Source organism: Bifidobacterium asteroides (genome assembly GCF_003202755.1).
Classification (GTDB): Bacteria; Actinomycetota; Actinomycetes; order Actinomycetales; family Bifidobacteriaceae; genus Bombiscardovia; species Bombiscardovia asteroides_F.
This window is the reverse complement of sequence record NZ_QGLK01000005.1, coordinates 496,054-512,857: the sequence shown is the minus strand read 5'-3', so window position 1 is coordinate 512,857 and position 16,804 is coordinate 496,054. Positions and strand designations below refer to the sequence as shown.

14 protein-coding genes are annotated in these 16,804 nt (G+C 55.2%); 13 read left to right on the top strand and 1 reads right to left on the bottom strand.

All coding sequences use genetic code 11. From position 1 onward, the window contains the following. The first annotated feature begins 3 nt into the window (after positions 1 to 3). From fbaA to DKK74_RS08470, 3 genes are all read left to right on the top strand, one after another. Positions 4 to 1,068, top strand: a complete 1,065-nt coding sequence (gene fbaA, locus DKK74_RS08480) for a class II fructose-bisphosphate aldolase (protein ID WP_110413631.1) — start codon at positions 4 to 6, stop codon at positions 1,066 to 1,068. After that, positions 1,065 to 1,919 (top strand): CPBP family intramembrane glutamic endopeptidase, encoded by an 855-nt coding sequence (locus DKK74_RS08475; RefSeq protein ID WP_110413630.1) that lies wholly within the window; start codon positions 1,065 to 1,067, stop codon positions 1,917 to 1,919. The genes fbaA and DKK74_RS08475 overlap by 4 nt, the downstream gene beginning before the upstream one ends. A 142-nt stretch (positions 1,920 to 2,061) precedes the next feature. Continuing rightward, entirely contained in the window at positions 2,062 to 3,363 is a 1,302-nt protein-coding gene (locus tag DKK74_RS08470) for an adenylosuccinate synthase (protein WP_110413629.1), read from the top strand. A 73-nt stretch (positions 3,364 to 3,436) separates the two neighbouring features. On the opposite strand, the gene DKK74_RS08465 is transcribed toward DKK74_RS08470, so the two are convergent. Continuing rightward, complete coding sequence (locus DKK74_RS08465; protein ID WP_110413628.1) at positions 3,437 to 4,474, bottom strand: LacI family DNA-binding transcriptional regulator; 1,038 nt, start codon at positions 4,472 to 4,474, stop codon at positions 3,437 to 3,439. A 318-nt stretch (positions 4,475 to 4,792) separates the two neighbouring features. Here DKK74_RS08465 and DKK74_RS08460 point away from each other — a divergent pair, with 318 nt between their 5' ends. The 10 genes from DKK74_RS08460 to DKK74_RS08415 all read left to right on the top strand — a co-directional run bounded on the left by DKK74_RS08460 (position 4,793) and on the right by DKK74_RS08415 (position 16,792). Next, positions 4,793 to 6,130: an ABC transporter substrate-binding protein gene (locus tag DKK74_RS08460; RefSeq protein WP_181414991.1), complete on the top strand. Its 1,338-nt coding sequence runs from the start codon at positions 4,793 to 4,795 to the stop codon at positions 6,128 to 6,130. 83 nt (positions 6,131 to 6,213) lie between these two features. After that, complete coding sequence (locus DKK74_RS08455; RefSeq protein WP_110413698.1) at positions 6,214 to 7,083, top strand: carbohydrate ABC transporter permease; 870 nt, start codon at positions 6,214 to 6,216, stop codon at positions 7,081 to 7,083. Further along, positions 7,080 to 7,904 (top strand): carbohydrate ABC transporter permease, encoded by an 825-nt coding sequence (locus DKK74_RS08450; RefSeq protein ID WP_015022642.1) that lies wholly within the window; start codon positions 7,080 to 7,082, stop codon positions 7,902 to 7,904. Before DKK74_RS08455 ends, DKK74_RS08450 begins: the two co-directional genes overlap by 4 nt. 20 nt (positions 7,905 to 7,924) lie before the next feature. Continuing rightward, the gene (locus tag DKK74_RS08445; RefSeq protein WP_258334501.1) at positions 7,925 to 9,589 is read left to right on the top strand and encodes a glycoside hydrolase family 13 protein; all 1,665 of its coding nucleotides are present in this window, start codon (positions 7,925 to 7,927) and stop codon (positions 9,587 to 9,589) included. A gap of 40 nt (positions 9,590 to 9,629) precedes the next feature. Next, a complete protein-coding gene (locus DKK74_RS08440) occupies positions 9,630 to 10,742 on the top strand; it encodes a glycoside hydrolase family 172 protein (RefSeq protein ID WP_110413625.1) in 1,113 nt (370 codons plus the stop codon). A 35-nt stretch (positions 10,743 to 10,777) separates the two neighbouring features. Continuing rightward, positions 10,778 to 11,797, top strand: a complete 1,020-nt coding sequence (locus tag DKK74_RS08435; protein ID WP_110413624.1) for an FAD:protein FMN transferase — start codon at positions 10,778 to 10,780, stop codon at positions 11,795 to 11,797. Positions 11,798 to 12,145: 348 nt separating this feature from the next. Next, positions 12,146 to 13,495 carry an MFS transporter gene (locus DKK74_RS08430; protein ID WP_181414968.1) on the top strand — a complete coding sequence of 450 codons (1,350 nt, stop codon included), beginning with the start codon at positions 12,146 to 12,148 and terminating at the stop codon, positions 13,493 to 13,495. A 167-nt stretch (positions 13,496 to 13,662) separates the two neighbouring features. Further along, a complete protein-coding gene (locus DKK74_RS08425; protein WP_110413623.1) occupies positions 13,663 to 14,949 on the top strand; it encodes an extracellular solute-binding protein in 1,287 nt (428 codons plus the stop codon). 70 nt (positions 14,950 to 15,019) lie between these two features. Then, positions 15,020 to 15,901, top strand: a complete 882-nt coding sequence (locus tag DKK74_RS08420) for a carbohydrate ABC transporter permease (RefSeq protein ID WP_258334500.1) — start codon at positions 15,020 to 15,022, stop codon at positions 15,899 to 15,901. 9 nt (positions 15,902 to 15,910) lie between these two features. Beyond that, complete coding sequence (locus DKK74_RS08415; protein WP_181414967.1) at positions 15,911 to 16,792, top strand: carbohydrate ABC transporter permease; 882 nt, start codon at positions 15,911 to 15,913, stop codon at positions 16,790 to 16,792. Positions 16,793 to 16,804: the final 12 nt, after the last annotated feature.

The window sequence follows — 16,804 nt, the reverse complement described above, 5'->3', positions numbered from 1 at the left end:
GGTATGACTTTAGCGACTCCTGAACAGTATGTGGCGATGCTTGATGCGGCCAGACGGGGGTCCTACGCCTATCCCGCCATCAATGTGACCAGCAGCCAGACTCTGAATGCGGCCTTGCAGGGGCTGGACGAAGCCCAGTCCGACGGAATCATCCAGGTCTCCGTGGGAGGTGCCGCCTACCTGTCCGGACAGCGCCTGGCCGACCGGGTGGCTGGCTCCATCGCCTTTGCCAAGTTCGCCCACGAAGTGATCGCCCGCTATCCAAGCATCACCGTGGCCCTGCATACGGACCACTGCGCCCCGCAATATCTTGACGAGTGGGTACGGCCCCTGCTGGCCTACGAGAAGGAGCAGGTGGCTCACTGTCAGGAACCGCTCTTCCAGTCGCACATGTGGGACGGTTCTGGCCTGCCCTTGCGGGAGAATTTGGCCACGGCGGCAGAGCTGCTGGAGCAGTCCCGCGCCGCCCACACCGTTTTGGAGATCGAAGTGGGAACAGTCGGCGGCGAGGAGGACGGTCACTCGGCGGCTATCGACCAACGGCTCTATTCCTCGCCCGAGGATGGCCCCAGGGTGGTCGATGCCCTGGGTCTGGGTGAGCGCGGCCGCTACATGGTGGCTTTCACTTTCGGCAACGTGCACGGGTCCTACAAGCCCGGTGTGGTCAAGCTAAGGCCCGATCTGCTGGGGCAGATCCAGGCCAGGACGGCCAGAGCCATATCCGATGGGGAGGTTAGCGGTATCCCCGCTCCGAGCGCCCCTGCCAACAAGCCCTTCCTGCTGGTCTTCCACGGGGGCTCTGGCTCGCAGCCGGAGGAGATCGCCTCGGCCGTCGCTCATGGTGTGGTCAAGATGAATGTGGATACTGACACTCAGTACGCCTTTACCAGGGCCGTGGCAGGGCACATGTTCACTAACTACGACAAGGTCCTCAAGGTGGACGGGGAGGTTGGCGAAAAGAGCGAGTATGACCCCCGTTCTTGGGGACGCCAGGCCGAGGACGAGATGGCGGCGCGCGTGGTCCAGGCTTGCCAGCAGCTGGGCAGTGCAGGACGGGCCATGCGATGAAACGGCATATGCGTTCCAAACCACGCCAGCCCAGACAGGGAATACACAAGACTGCTGCTTGGGGACTTCTTGGGTTCGGTGTATTGCTGATGCTTGATTCCTCAACGACCCCGATGATCGGCCGTCCCTTATGGGCCCAATGGCTGGTGCTATTGGTCGCCATCCTCCTCGTGGGCTTCGGCATCTGGTTTTATGCCAAGGTTGTCATGGTGAGGTGGGCTGAACGTCAGCCTACCGAGTTGACGGCTCATGGTTTCTTCGTCTCCTCGTTGGGCGGACTGGGCATCGGCTTCGGATTGATGGCTCTTTCGGCTTTCATCCTCATAATCCTTGGGTTTTACAGGGTGGATGGTTTCCGCCCATTCGGTGTCTCCCAGATCCTGACCTTAGGAGTTCTGGCTTGCGCGTCGGTTTTTGAAGAACTCATAATGCGGGGCGTGGCTCTCCATGCTTTGGATCGCTGGCTGGGATGGGTACCTGCTCTGATTTTGACTTCGCTTCTTTTCGGGTTCATGCATGCTCTCAACCCTGGGGCTACCCTCTTCTCGTGTCTGGCCATAGCCATCGAAGCCGGTCTTATGCTGGGCTCCATCATGGTATCCAGGCATAATCTCTGGATTTGCATAGGCTTTCATATAGGGTGGAACCTTACTGAGGCCCTGTTGGGAATTCCGGTCTCCGGCCAGAATATATACGGCTTCATGGTCATGAAGGTTCAGGGACCGACCCTGCTGACCGGTGGAACATTCGGCATCGAAGCATCCCTGATCCCGGTCATCCTAGGGCTGCTCGTCAGTGCGGCCTTCCTGCTCTGCCGGGGCCGGGACACCATGATTGGCTCCAGGACCTGACCAGTCTTTTCCAATTTTGGATCGGCCCATGCTGATTTGAAAGGCCTGAAAGACCTCCAGCTCCATACATGGGGTTAGGCTCGTCTATGGATGGTCTGCCTTTGTTTTCCTTGAATGGCGACCAGTGGATAAGGAGCATCGTATGCCGGGAATCGTGATCGTCGGGGCCCAGTGGGGCGACGAGGGCAAGGGCAAGGCAACGGACCTGATCGGCGAGCATATGGACTACGTCGCCAGGTTCAACGGGGGCAACAATGCCGGCCATACCGTGGTGGTGGGCGACCAGGAATACGCCCTCCATCTTCTGCCTTCGGGGATCATTCACCCGGCCATTACCCCGGTCATCGGCAATGGCGTCGTGGTTGACCCGGCCGCCCTCTTCGAGGAGATTGATGGGCTCCAGTCCCGCGGCGTGGACTGCAGCCGGCTGAGGATCAGCGAGTCCGCGCACATCATCGCTCCCTACCATCGGACCTTGGACAAGGTGACCGAGCGCTTCCTGGGCAAGCACAAGATCGGTACAACAGGCCGCGGGATCGGCCCGGCCTATGCTGACAAGATCAACCGTGTGGGCATTCGTGTGCACGATCTGTTCAATGTCGACCACCTGCGCGACAAGGTGGAAGCAAGCCTGCACCAGAAGAACCAGATGCTGGTCAAGCTCTACAACCGCCGGGCCATCGAGGTGGAGGCCACCGTTGAAGAACTGGCGGGATACGCCGAGCGGCTCAAGCCCTACGTGGCCAATACCTCGTTGATGCTCAACCAGGCTCTGGAGCAGGGCAAGAACGTCCTCTTCGAGGGGGGACAGGCCACCATGCTGGACGTGGACCATGGCACCTACCCCTTTGTCACCTCATCCAACTGCACAGCCGGGGGCGCCTGCACCGGCACTGGCGTGGGACCGACCAAGATCGACCGGGTGGTCGGCGTGGCCAAGGCCTATGTGACCCGCGTGGGAGAGGGGCCCTTCCCCACGGAGCTGGACAACGAGCAGGGCGAATGGCTGCGCCGTCAGGGCCACGAGTACGGGGTGACCACCGGCCGCTCCCGCCGCTGCGGCTGGTTCGATGCGCTGGTCAGCAGGTATGCGGTGCAGATCAATGGCCTGACCGACATCGTGCTGACCAAGTTGGATGTCCTCTCTGGCCTGGAGACCATTCCGGTCTGCGTGGGCTATGACATCACCCGGTCCGATGGCGCCCGCGTCAGGATGGATCAGATGCCCGTGGACCAGGCTGAGTTCCAATCCGCCCAGCCGGTATACGAAGAGCTGCCGGGCTGGCGCGAGGACATCTCCGGTGCCAAGAGCTTCGAGGAGTTTCCGACCAAGGCCAAGGACTACATCCATCGCCTGGAGGATCTGTCCGGCTGCCGCATCTCGGCTGTGGGTTCAGGCCCGGGCCGCGACCAGATCGTGCAGATCCATTCTCTGATCGACTGAGGAAGATTCATGAGTTTGGCCCTGTCTGCCCGCCTTTCCCGGGGCGGTCAAGAGTCGGGTTCAGCGGCGTGAGTCACTGGCCGCTGATTTTAGGTGCGGGCCCCATGGTCTCCCTCAGTATGAATGTGGCTTTAGCAGTAATACGGCGGTGGGGCAGTTTATTTCCATTGGCCAAGCGAATAGCCATTTGTGCAGCTGTCCGGCCGTAGGCGTTTGGCTCGTGACGCACTGTTGAAATGCCTAGGGGGCCGGCCAGTTCTCTGTCGTCAAACCCCACCACTGATATGTCATCCGGTACCCGGATTCCCAAACGGCGGAGTTCATGGACCAGGCATATGGCCACTTCGTCGCTGATGCAGCATACTGCTGTCGGGCGTGGGGCCAGTGCCAGAATTGCACTGGCTGCCAGCTTGCCGATGTCTCCTTGGTAGGGGATTGCAATCTCGTAGTCGTCTCTTCTGGGAATGGCTCCCTCTTCAAGTCCAAGGTGGTAGCCAGTTATGCGCTGGTCGGCATCCCAGACGAAGTCCTTGTTGAATTGTGTCCGTTTGAGATATGCGATGTTGGTATGACCGATGGCGATCAGGCGGCGAATTAGATCCCTGGTAGTGGTGACTTCATCGACTCCGATTGATGCATTACTGTAGCGGTCATCCAAATGCATGGTGTTGACACCCACGATGGGCATGCCGGTGCTGCGCAAGGTCTGCCCCTCTTGGTCGGTAAGGGCGAAGGACGAGATGATCATGGCATCGGCGTTGCGCTTGACTGGCATCGAAGAGAAGAATTCAGCGCGTTGTTTTTTATCTGCTACCCGATAAGACAGCAGGTCATACCCTTCTTCGCAGAGTGCTGAATAGACTCCTTCAGCAAGTTCGGAACTGTACCATCCTGAAAGGTGATTACCGACAATCAGCGCTATTCTGCCTGTCTTACCGCTGCGGAGCCTTGATGCTTCCTTTGAAGCGGTGAATCCGAGCCTTGCGCTCGCTTCAAATACTTTGGCTCTGGTGTTGTCTGAGACACGGTTCTTGCCTTGGAGCGCTCTGGAAACCGTTGATGCAGACACCCCAGCTTCCTTGGCTACATCATAAATAGTCGGCTCTCTCATCTCTTACGCCCCTTGGTTGGTGTCACAGTATGTCGCAGTGTTAGTACAACCGATTTTACAACGGTAACTTCTGATGAACAGAGACGATTGAGCCGGCCAGTGCCGCAATCAGTCATTGTTGTGGTTGGTGAGTCATCGGCAAGCATCCAGGAGGATCGATTTGACATGTGAGGAAGTGTTTTATACACTGTGTGCAACCGATATTACAAATCTATCAATATTAGGAGGATAGGTCACAGTTTATCGTTTATTTGGCATGAATAAAATCGGTTTTACATGTTCATCAGTGTTGTGAACATTTGAGGAGTAGAAACAATGATGAAATCAGTGATTAAGCAAGGTGGCGTGGCCCTGCTTGCAACAGGCATGATTCTTTCGCTTGCAGCGTGTGGGCCAGGTTCCACTGGCTCATCCGAGAGTAGCAATGAGCCGTCCTCAGTCAGTACGGATTTGGGCTCGAAGTCGTATGAGCTTAAACTCTGGGACGGCGCAGGGCTCAAGACAGTAGACGATGCGCTCATCAAGGGGTTCCAGAGCAAATACCCCAACATGCATATCAAGGCAAACTATGATCCGGACAATGTTTCGGCTCAAAATGGACCGCGTGTCATCTCTTCCACCGATGCTCCGGATATAGCGCGCCTGACGGATGTCAACACTGCGGTCAGCGGTCACCATGTGATATCCCTCGAACCGTATGTAAAAGCATACGGATGGAAGGTCCCCAAGTCCCAAACGCAACTGTATAGGGCTGATGCCAAGGGCAGACTCGGTGATGGCGACTTATATGCGCTGCCCAATTCCTATTCGGTTTCAGGCGTGTATGTCAATACCAAGCTGACGGCTAAGGCAGGAATTGCCGATCTTCCCCGCACCTTGGATGAATTTGAATCGGATATGGGCAAAGCTAAGGACGCAGGCCTCATTCCTATGATGACCTATGCGAAGGACGGCGGGACATCATTCGCTTTCCAAGCGATGATGACCAACACTGACTCGGTGCAGTCGGTGCAGGACTGGATATTGCAAAAGCCAAAAGCTGATTTCAGGACCAAGGGTTCAAAGGAGGCGGCGCAAAAACTTCAGGATTGGAATAAAGAGGGGTATTTGCCACAAGGGGTCAATGCCATCGATGCTTCCACCGCCTTAAGCAGATTCACCGCCGGCGAGGGTGTGTTCTTCCCCAGTGGAAACTGGAATTTGGCAACGATGGCTAAAGCCATGGGTGACGATGTGCAATTCATTCCCTTCCCGGCGAATTCTGCCAATGAGCAGCCAAGCATTGCAGCCAATGCGGGAAGCTTCTTCGGAATTCCTAAGAACTCCCGAAACAAAGACGCAGCAGCCTGCTTCCTCAATTACACGCAGAGTGATGAAGCCCGGCAGATCATAGCGAATGTCAGCGGGTACTACCCGAAGACAGTCGAGGGCCAATCCCTGCCCAAGGCGCAGAGTGCTCTTCAGCGCAGCATGTTTGACTATTACAAGGATGTTTTCGATTCGGGCAGATCGACTGACTTCATCAACAATGCCACAGCTGGAATCCAGTCAAGTGGGTTCATTCCCAACTTCCAGCTCTTGCTCGACAACAGTCTTACCGCTCAGCAGTTTACGGAAAAGATCCAGCAGGAGTATAGCCAAGAGGTGCGGCATTGAGCACGCATCTCACAAATCGGCGGCGCGCGAGGTCGGTATCGGCCTCGCGGGCTGCCGATGCCCTCCCGGCTCGTGGCAGGAGTCTGAGCTCCACCCTGGCAGGTTGGTTGTTTCTGCTTCCCGGGCTGGCCTTCTACCTGGTCTTTGTGTTCTGGCCGATCATCCAGACTGCCTGGTATTCCTTCTATGACTGGAACGGAATTGATGCCAGCACTTGGGTGGGCGTGAAGAATTTCGTCAAGGTCTTCACTGATCCTGTGTTGCTGGGAAGTATAGGGCACTCGTTCTACCTGGTTATCTTCTTCTCGTTGATACCCATTGTTTTGGGAATGATCATCGCATCCTTGATCCGTGATATTCGTGCCAAAGCTGTCAGCACTTTTGCTCAGGTCTGTCTGTTTTTGCCTCGTGTCATCCCTGGAGCGGCGGCGGCCGTGGCTTGGACCTGGATGTTGGCACAGGACGGCATCGTCAATCAGATGCTCAGTGCAATGGGGCTGGGGGAGCACGCCACCTCATGGTTGGGCAACCAGCACACCGCGCTGACGTCAGTCGGCGTTATTGGTTTCTGGTTGCAGCTGGGCTTCTGCATCGTGCTGCTATCGGCCGGCATCGGAGGCATCGATAAATCCTTATATGAAGCGGCCAGCATTGATGGAGCAGGTTGGTGGAGCCAGCTCTGGCATATAACGCTGCCTGGGTTGCGCGGACAGATCGCTGTCTGCCTGACTATGACGGTTGTGGCAGCTCTGGCCAGCTTTGACGTGGTCTTCATGGCCACTCAAGGAGGTCCTGGCTACAGCACGATGGTACCTGGCGTCATGGTATATCGCCTGGCCTTTACGCAGAACCGGGTCGGTCTGGCTTCTGCGCTCGCCCTGGTGCTTATGGTGCTCGTGCTGCTTGTGGTGGGCCCGCTCCAGCGACTGGTGCAGGGAAAGGAGGAAGCGTGAAACAGTCACTCTCTGTGCGTGTGCTCGGGAACCTCACCCTGGCCGTGACTATCATCTTCTCAATACTGCCCTTTGTCAGCATGTTCTCGGCAGCCGTACAACCGCAGGGTTCCATGCCGCACGGGATCCAATTCACGGCACACCCTCATTGGGAGAACTTTGCAGCTGCCTGGAAGGTAGCGAATATCACCCCCTTGCTGATATCTAGTGCAATCCTTGTCCTCGTTGTAGTGCCGGTTGTGCTCATTTGCTCGGCAATGGGCGGTTACGCCATGGGTTCTCTCCATGTGAAGGGTGGATGGATCGCCTATGGCCTGCTCTTTGTCGGTCTGACTCTGCCCTTCGAAGTGCTCGTTACTCCTCTTTACTATGAAATCCAATCCATGGGGCTGCTCAATACTAGATGGGCGCTCATCTTGCCGATGATCGGGCTCAATATGCCATTTGGCATGGTCTGGATGCAAGCCTATTTCTCGCAGATGCCCAAGGATCTGATTGAGGCGGCAAGCATCGACGGTGCTAACCATTTCAGAATCTTCCGCAGTATTCAATTACCCTTGGTCGTTCCTGCCCTGTCTTCATTGGGCATACTGACCTTCTTGGCTACATGGAACCAATTCCTTCTTGCCGTCGTCCTCATTGACGACCCAACCAAGCGGACTATGGCCGGTGCGTTGCAGTCTTTCGTTGGTCAGTATTCCACTGATGTGGTCCTTTTGAATGCGGGCTCTCTGTTGATCATGGCGCCGACAATGATACTGTTCATTTTCCTGCAAAGATACTTCATCAAGGCCATGCTGGATGGATCGGTAAAGGGCTGAGAGTCGTGACAATAGATAACATGCATGATCCGGACTGGTGGAGGTCTGCCGTCGTCTACCAGATTTATCCTAGGTCCTTCCGAGATTCCGACAATGACGGCATAGGGGACCTGCAAGGCATTGAGAGTGGGCTGGAGTATCTGGCTGATCTTGGTGTGGATGCAATCTGGCTGAGTCCCTTCTACCCCTCTCCTATGGTCGACGGTGGTTATGATGTAGCCGACTATAGGGATGTGGATCCCCAACTGGGCACGCTGGCGGATTTTGATTCGATGATGGAGCATGCTCATTCCCTCGGCATCAAGGTCATCATCGATATCGTGCCTAATCATTGCTCGAACCAGCATCTCTGGTTCAGGCAGGCCTTGGAAGAAGGACCTGAATCTTCCATGAGGTCCAGGTTCGTCTTTCGGCGAGGACGTGGGAGACATGCCGAGTTGCCGCCGACCAATTGGCGTTCTGAATTCGGCGGCAGCGCCTGGGAGCCCTGCGGATCCGGCTGGTATTACCTTCATTTGTTTTCCAAGGAACAGCCTGATTTCAACTGGGACAATCCAAGCGTACGGGAGGAATTCCTTTCGGTTCTTCGATTCTGGAGCGACAGAGGGGTCGATGGTTTCCGTGTGGACGTATCGCATGGGTTGGCCAAGGACCTTCATGATCCTCTTCGTGACAGACCGGATCCGGAGGTCATGGCGCCTATGTGCGATGACGGCAGCGATCCATTGTTCGACAGAGATGAAGTCCATGAGATTTATAGATCGTGGCGGACGGTCTTGAACCAATACGATCCTCCCCGCATGGCCGTGGGGGAGTCCTGGACTCCTATCACTGACCGGGTCTTTGCATATGCACGCTCGGATGAGCTTGGATCGGTCTTCGATTTCTCATTAGCAAAGGCTTCTTGGAATTTGGATGAGTATGCGTCAGCCATAACCAGGACATGCCGCGGTTTCAAGAAAGTCGGAGCCACGCCCAGCTGGGTCCTTGGCAATCATGATGTCCCAAGGCTGGCTTCGCGGTTGGCTCTGCCCAAGGGTGCCGATGAACTCGCTTGGGTGGCTTCGAATGGAACTGATCCCGTCGTTGATCGCGAGGTCGGGTTACGGAGAGCACGGTCTGCCGCGATGATCATGCTGGCTCTGCCGGGAACCGCATACATCTATCAAGGCGATGAGTTGGGGCTGCCGGAAGTCACCGACCTTAAGTCGACAGATATCCGCGATCCTCAGTGGGAACGATCCGGGCACCGAATCAAAGGGAGGGATGGATGTCGTGTGCCGATTCCATGGACGAGCGAGCATGACAAATCCTTCGGCTTCAATAAGGGTGTTGCTCCATGGCTACCGCAGCCTGCTTGGTTTGATGACTACTCCGTAGAGTCTGAAATGCGATCGGACAAGTCGGCTCGTTCCCTGATTAAAACGGCTCTGGCTTTGCGCAGCAAGTGGGTCGAAGATGATATGAATGTGAAGGTTAACGTTGTCGATGACGGGCTGACCCACACCTTAGAACTAATCTTGGCTTCCGGCTTGAGGAGCATGACTAATTTTGGTAGGTCGTCGGTGAGGTTGCCGGTCTCGGCCAAGTGTTTGTTGAATAGCAGTGTCGTTGAATCAGCAAATGGAGCGGTTTGGCTCGCGCCTGATGCCACGGTCTGGTATACGACAAAGATATGCGAGTGACAGATACGTGATGACGGATGTCGGCATAGAAAGGATGGGTATGCGTTCGCAGCTGGCAGGAGATCCATTGGGGCTGGCGCTCGTCAAATCCAGCGTAAGCAGGTCGATTAATGCTGAAAATCCCCGTGGCGAGAAAGGTCGGGGAGCCATGTCAGCAGGAGAGCTTGGCCCAGGCAGGAAGGGCAGCCCCTGCATCAGGAATCTGGAGCCAGGTTCGTCTGTGGTATTGGCTGATATTGAAGGTACAGGGGTCATTAATCATCTGTGGTTCACAGTGGCGGATAGAACCAGTGATGCGGATCGATATGTTCTGCGTGATCTTGTGCTGAGGATTTACTGGGATGATGAGCAGACTCCCTCGGTTGAGTGCCCCCTGGGTGATTTCTTCTGCTGTGGCTTTGGCCAGGTCTGTCGAGTCAACTCCCTGCCCATACAAGTGGTGCCGACAGGAGGGATGAACGCCTACTTCCCCATGCCGTTTGGCAGACACGCCCGTCTCGTTTTGGGAAACCAGCATGTGAATGTTGTGCCTGCCTTGTTCTACCAGATCGATTACTCGTTGCAGGACGATCCGCTGCCAGCGAGTACGGGGTATTTCCATGCCCAATGGCGCAGGCAAAAAGTAACTGTTCCTGGACAGGACTACGTCGTTCTGGACGGGGTCCGGGGCAGAGGCCAGTACATTGGAACCTATCTGGCCTTGAGTGTGCTTGAACGCTACTGGTGGGGAGAAGGTGAATTTAAATTCTATATCGATGGGGACGAGGCATATCCAACGATATGCAGCACTGGTACTGAAGATTATTTTGGAGGAGCTTGGAGTTTTGCCGTTTCAAGCGCTGAAGGGACCAGTGAGCAGACATACTGTGCGCCCTTCTGCGGGTATCCCTTCTATAGCAACCATGATTACTCGATTCGCAATCCCTATCACAATGATGATTGCCCTCCAATGCGGGGGTTGTATCGGTGGCATATACCAGATCCGATCCGATTCGAACAAGATCTACGCGTCACTTGGCAACAAATTGGGTCCGGGTTCCAAGGCGCTTTTGAACGAAGCGATGATGTGTCCACAGTAGCCTATTGGTACCAGTTGGAACCTCATGGCGATTTTCCTGCTCTTCCCTTAGCACGTGATCGATGGCCGCGTTGACGCGAAGGAAGACTGCTGGAGAATAGAATCGCTGTATGGCACATGTTTTGTCTTCTGCAGACCATGGTTCTGGTTCCTTGGGCGGTCTGGAATCTCTGCCATATGTTCTGAGCTTTCCCCAGGCCCTGGGTACAGGAATCATCATCAATACGGCAAAACTGGTGCCAGCCGAGCTTCGTAAGAGGATGGCGGATCTGATAGAGGATTATGAGTCGGCGCTTTCCCGATTTCGTAACGATTCATTGCTCGCTTCCATGGCAAGGGCTGATAATGGCGGAGAATTTGTTTTTCCTTCGTACTGCTGTCCTCTTTTTGAATTGTATGACCGGTTTTATGCCTTGACTGAGGGGCGGCTTGACCCTGCCGTGGGTGCTGACCTGGTGGCACTTGGTTACGGTCCGGATATGAGTTTCGTTATGCAGGCAGGCGCTTTGGGAAAATTGGGGCGCATACATGGTCGTCCAACCTGGGCTCATGATGTTCGGCGAAACGGAGCGACCTTGATAACGGCAGGTCCGATCCACCTGGACTTCGGGGCCATAGGCAAGGGCTTTCTAGTTGATCTGTTGGGCGCCTTCTTGGCGGATGCTGGCGAGTATGTGATCGATGCGGGGGGCGATATGGGGGTGCAGACGTCAATTCCGATCACTGTTGCCATGGAGGATCCCGATGATCAAGCAAATGCGGTGGGTGTCGTCTCGCTGTCATCGGGTGCTTTGTGTGCTTCGGCTCCCAGTCGCAGGCATTGGACCTCTCGCTACGAAAGGGATGGTGAAGCTGGTCTTATCAGTCTCCACCATATTCTTAATGCAATTGACGGTACGCCCGTGCGGCAGGTTCTTGCTACATGGACGCTTGTCGGTTCTGGCTCTTTTCCCGTTGCAGTTGCGGATGGACTGGCGACGGCCCTATTCCTGATGGATCCGTCGGTTCTGGCGCTTCATGTGGATTATTCCTGCGCTGTGCTTCGTTCGGATCGACGGTTCATTGTCTCATCCGCATTTCCTGGTGAGGTGTTCACCAACTTGGATAGTCATCCTATAGCGTCGCGATGAATCTGCCGTTTCGCATATTGGACTATCAGGCACCAATTCAGGTAGTCGGATTTATGGTCAGAGACATTGCGGATGGTGGTTTCATCTGCTGGAAGACGATGGAAGGAGGTTCGCTGCGATGACGTGGAAGTATAGTACGGCAAGTGTTAGTGCCCTGTCAGTTCGAATTATTAGCCCGTCTTCGCAGGCGGACTGATTCGTCGATCTTCGGATTGCGCGACCCCGCCGGAAGGCAGGGCCGCTAAGTAGATCAAGTTCATCTCATCGGATCCTGCTCATGTCGGGATCTTTTCATAAATGCCGGTTAGACAGTTAAAGAAATCGGCTGGAGAGAAAGAGATGATGGTGATGGAGAAACACACAAATGAAGTGGAGAGTCCGAGCGCGGCGAGTAGACCAGCAGTCTCTCGTAGCTCGGTCCGCACAGTCATCGGGGCCTCCATGGTCGGCACGGCCATCGAGTTCTACGATTTCTACGCTTACGGGACGGCTTCGGCCAACTATTTCCCCAAGCTTTTCTTCCCGAAGACAGATCCGACTGTGGCCCTGCTGGCATCCCTGCTGACCTTCGCCATCGCTTTCATCGCGCGGCCCTTGGGATCCTTGATCTTCGGACACTTCGGGGACCGTCAGGGACGCAAGACCACGCTGGTGGTCTCCCTGTTGACCATGGGCTGTTCCACAGTTCTGATCGGCGTCCTGCCCACCTATGCCACCTGGGGACTCTGGGCTGTGGTGGTCCTCTGCCTCTGCCGGTTCGTCCAAGGAATAGGCCTGGGCGGCGAGTGGTCTGGCGCAGCCCTGGTGGCCACCGAGAACGCCCCGGAGGGCAAGAGGGCGCTCTACGGCTCCTTCCCGGAGCTGGGCGCCCCCATCGGCTTCTTCCTGGCCAACGGGACCTACTTCCTGTTGGAGATGTTCTGCACCCCCGAGCAGATGCTGAGCTGGGGCTGGCGTGTGCCCTTCCTGCTCTCCGCCATCCTGGTGGTCGTAGGACTGGCCGTGCGCGTCTCCATGCAGGAGACCCCTATCTTCCAGATGGCCCTGGATCAGCAGAAGGTCGTCAAGACCCCGCTGTTGGAGGTCTTCCGCAAGAGCTGGCGCCAGGTGCTCCAGGCCACCTTCCTGGTCGCGGTCACCTACACCCTCTTCTATACCCTGGCTACTTGGTCCCTGGCCTACGGTACCAAGCCCAAATCCCAGGGCGGCGGCGGACTGGGCTTCACCAACCAGGAGTACTTGCTCATGCTCATGGTCTCCATCCTGGTCTTCGCCCTTTTCATCGTGCTGGCTTGCGTCTATGCGGACCGCATCGGCCGTCGCCGGGTGCTGATCGGCAGCTCCGTCATGCTGGTGGTCTTCAGCCTGGTCTTCCCCTACCTGCTCATGGCCCATCACAACACCTTCCAGGTCATGGTCTTCCTCTGCGTCGGGTTCGCCCTGATGGGCATTGCCTTCGGGCCCATCGGCGCTTTCCTGCCGGAGCTCTTTGACGCCAATGTGCGCTACTCGGGTTCCGGTATCGGTTATAACTTGGCGGCCATCGTGGGCGCGGCCTTCGTGCCTACCATCGCCACCTGGCTCTCCTCCCACTGGGGAGTGCGCTCGGTCGGGCTCTACCTGGCCGTCATGGCGGTCTGCTGCCTGGTGGCAGTGCTGACCTGCCACGAAACCAAGGATGTGGACTTCACCAAGTAGTTTTCGTTTTCTCCTGTAAGATTCATGGGAATCTCAACAAGATGGCGGCCTTAAGAGGCCGCCATCTTTTCTGCGATCCACCCTGGTCTTGATTGACATAGTAATGCCTAATCGTTTATACTGAACAAGCTATCTAAGCGTTTAGCTACCTGAGCAAGGAGGTTCAGATGAGATCGCGGTTGACGATGGTGGTAGCCGGAATAACGAGCATTGCTGCTATGGTTTCCTTGGCTGCATGTGGCCGTACAGCTGATTCTGGAGCAGAAAAGGACAACACGGCAGTATCTCATATCGGTGACTCCAAGGCCAGTGGTCAATTGACCATTTGGGCCATGGGCAACGAGGGTGAGAAGATGAACGGCTTCGTAAAGAAGTTCGAGCAGCAGAATCCCGATGTAAAGATATCCGTCACTTCCATTCCTTGGTCCAGTTACAAGGACAAGTTCCAAACGGCCATAGCAGCAGGTACTGGTCCGGATGTAGCCATGATGGGCAACACTGACATGGCTACCTACTCAAAAGCATTGTCCGCGGTGCCGGCTGACCTGGACATGAGCGATCTGAATGCCGGGCTTAAGGCCAGTGGCAAGGTCGGCAAGACTCAGCTTGGAGTGCCCATGTATGTTGACACCCGAGTGCTGTATTACCGTACTGACATTGCCAAACAGGCAGGCTGGGATCATGCCCCAAAGAGCTGGGATGAGCTCAAGGCTATGTCTAGCGATTTGAAGAAGGCCGATGGAGTGAAGTACGGATTCTTCATGTTCCCTACAGGGACTGACAGCTTCCAAGGCATGTCGCCTTTTGCCTTCTCGGATGGGGCCCAGTTTGTCAGCAAGGACAATAAGGCTTATACCTTCGACACTCCCGAATTGAAAGACGCTCTGAAGTACACGACCAGCCTTTTCAAGGATGGGCTGGCGGATGTGAATGCTGATGTTACCCCAGGTTCCAACATGCAGCAGTTCGTCTCAGGTGCAACACCGATGATGATCGAGGGCCCAACGGCTGCTGGTCAGATTGAGGAGCTTGGCGGGCCAGGCTTCGCAGACAAGTACGCCACGGCTGTGGTGCCTGCCAAGAAGTCGTCAACCTCTTTTGTCGGGGGTTGCAATTGGGCGGTTTTCAAAACATCGAAGAACAAGCAGTCAGCCTGGAAGTTCATCCAGTGGTTTGCACAGCCACAGACCCAGGTTGATTGGTATAAGGCTACTGCCGATCTTCCCGCCTCAGGCAAAGCATGGAAAGACAAGGAACTTGCAGGTAATGCCAAGCTGCAGGCATTCGAAGAGCAGCTCAAGCATGTTCACTCCATGCCAGTCACCTTCACATGGGGCGAGATGGGCAAAACCGCAGATACCATCTATGAGAAAATGAACAGGGGAACCGTATCCGTCGAGGATGGTCTTAAGGAATTGCAGCAACAGGCTGACTCCATAGGGACAGGAATGTAGTTCTGCTATGAATTCTTCGTCGCGCATCCGCGCAGAACGAAGACAATCCATGAAGGCGAGCGGGTCGTCGATGAAACTCGCTCGCCGCAGAAGGACTCTGGTCGCCTGGGGGTTCTCGCTGCCGTTCGTGATTGTCTTTGCTATATTTATGCTGATTCCTTTGGCTACTTCGCTGGTGATGTCGTTTACTGACATCACTGCCAGGGATATCCAAACACCCTTCAACGTCAACTTCATGGGGCTGAGCAATTACTTTAAGCTGTTCCGGGATCCCAGGTATTTGCATTCCCTGGGGACTACAGGCATATTCGTGGTTGTCGGGCTTCCGCTGACCATGGTTGTTGCCCTAGCCTTCGCAGTTACGCTCAATAAGGGGCTCAGGCATGTCAACGCTTTCTTCCGTGCCTTGTTCTATGCTCCCGTGGTTGCAAGCACTGTGGCAGTCTCGGTGGTGTGGCGCTACATCCTGCAAAAAGATGGTCTGCTGAACACCCTTCTTGCAATTATCGGAGTCCAGGGCCCTGACTGGCTGCATGATACCAGGACGGCCCTGCCGGCCTTGATGGTCATGACCCTATGGCGGAACATGGGTACCCTGATGATCATCTTTTTAGCTGGTCTGCAGGCCATACCTGAAGAGGTTCTCGAAGCCGCAGAGATGGATGGCGCATCGGAATGGCGCAAGTTCCGCAGCATCACCCTTCCTCTGCTTCGGCCCACTCTTCTTCTTGGCGCCGTCCTGCAATCGGTGCTTTACCTGCAGTTCTTTGAAGAATCCTTTGTCATGACCCAGGGAGGTCCTTTGGATTCAACCCTTTCGGCTTCCTATTACATCTATGAAAAGTTTGGATTCGGGCAGTATGGTATGTCGTCGGCGGCAAGCTATGTGCTCTTCGCCATCATCGCCTTGGTGAGTCTGCTCCAGTTCAGAATTCTCAAATCTGAGGATTAGGAGGGGAATATGTCAACCGCTGCAGTAACGATGTCGCCGGAAATATCAGAGAACAAACCGAGTCTGTGGACGAGATTTCGAAAGGCCCATGGCATTACCTATGTAGTTCTTTCTCTGGTCGGCATAATCTGGGTCTTTCCCTTTTTCTGGATGGTTCTGGGGTCGCTCAAGACTCAGCGTGAAATTATGGCGGTACCGCCTACACTCTTGCCTAAAAACCCAACCCTGGGCAATTTCACGCAGTGGTTTACTCAGCTTCATTTTGGCAACTATTTTATTAACAGTCTTGTAGTAGCCGTGGTGACGATGCTGGGTAACCTGGTCTTTTGCTCCATGGTCGGGTATGCGCTGGCGAAGATCGACTTTGCAGGCAAGAACGTGCTCTTCCTGCTGGTCATGGTTACGCTCATGGTACCGAGTGTCGCTACTTTTATACCTTTGTTCGTGATCATTTCGAACCTGCATATGCTCAATAGCTATTTCGCGCTCATTCTGCCTTTCCTGACTCAGCCTATTGGTGTGTTCCTGATGCGTCAGTTCATGCAGAGTATCCCTGATGCCCTCTTGGAAGCTGGTCGGATAGACGGAGCGGGTGAGTTGCGGATCTTCTTCCAGATAGTTTTGCCGCAGTGCAAGCCGCCTTTGGCCACGCTTGCCGTCTTGACTTTCCTATCTTCTTGGAACAACTTCCTATGGCCCTTGGTTGCTGCCCAGTCCAACAAAATGTACACCTTGCCCGTTGCTCTGTCTCTGTATTCCACGGGGCAAAATGCGACCAACTACAGTGTTCTGCTGGCTGGAGCCGTCCTTGTGGTCACGCCTATCCTGCTGCTGTTCGTCTTCCTTCAGAAATACTTTATCCAAGGTGTGACCATGAGCGGCATCAAGTAAACGTCAATTACC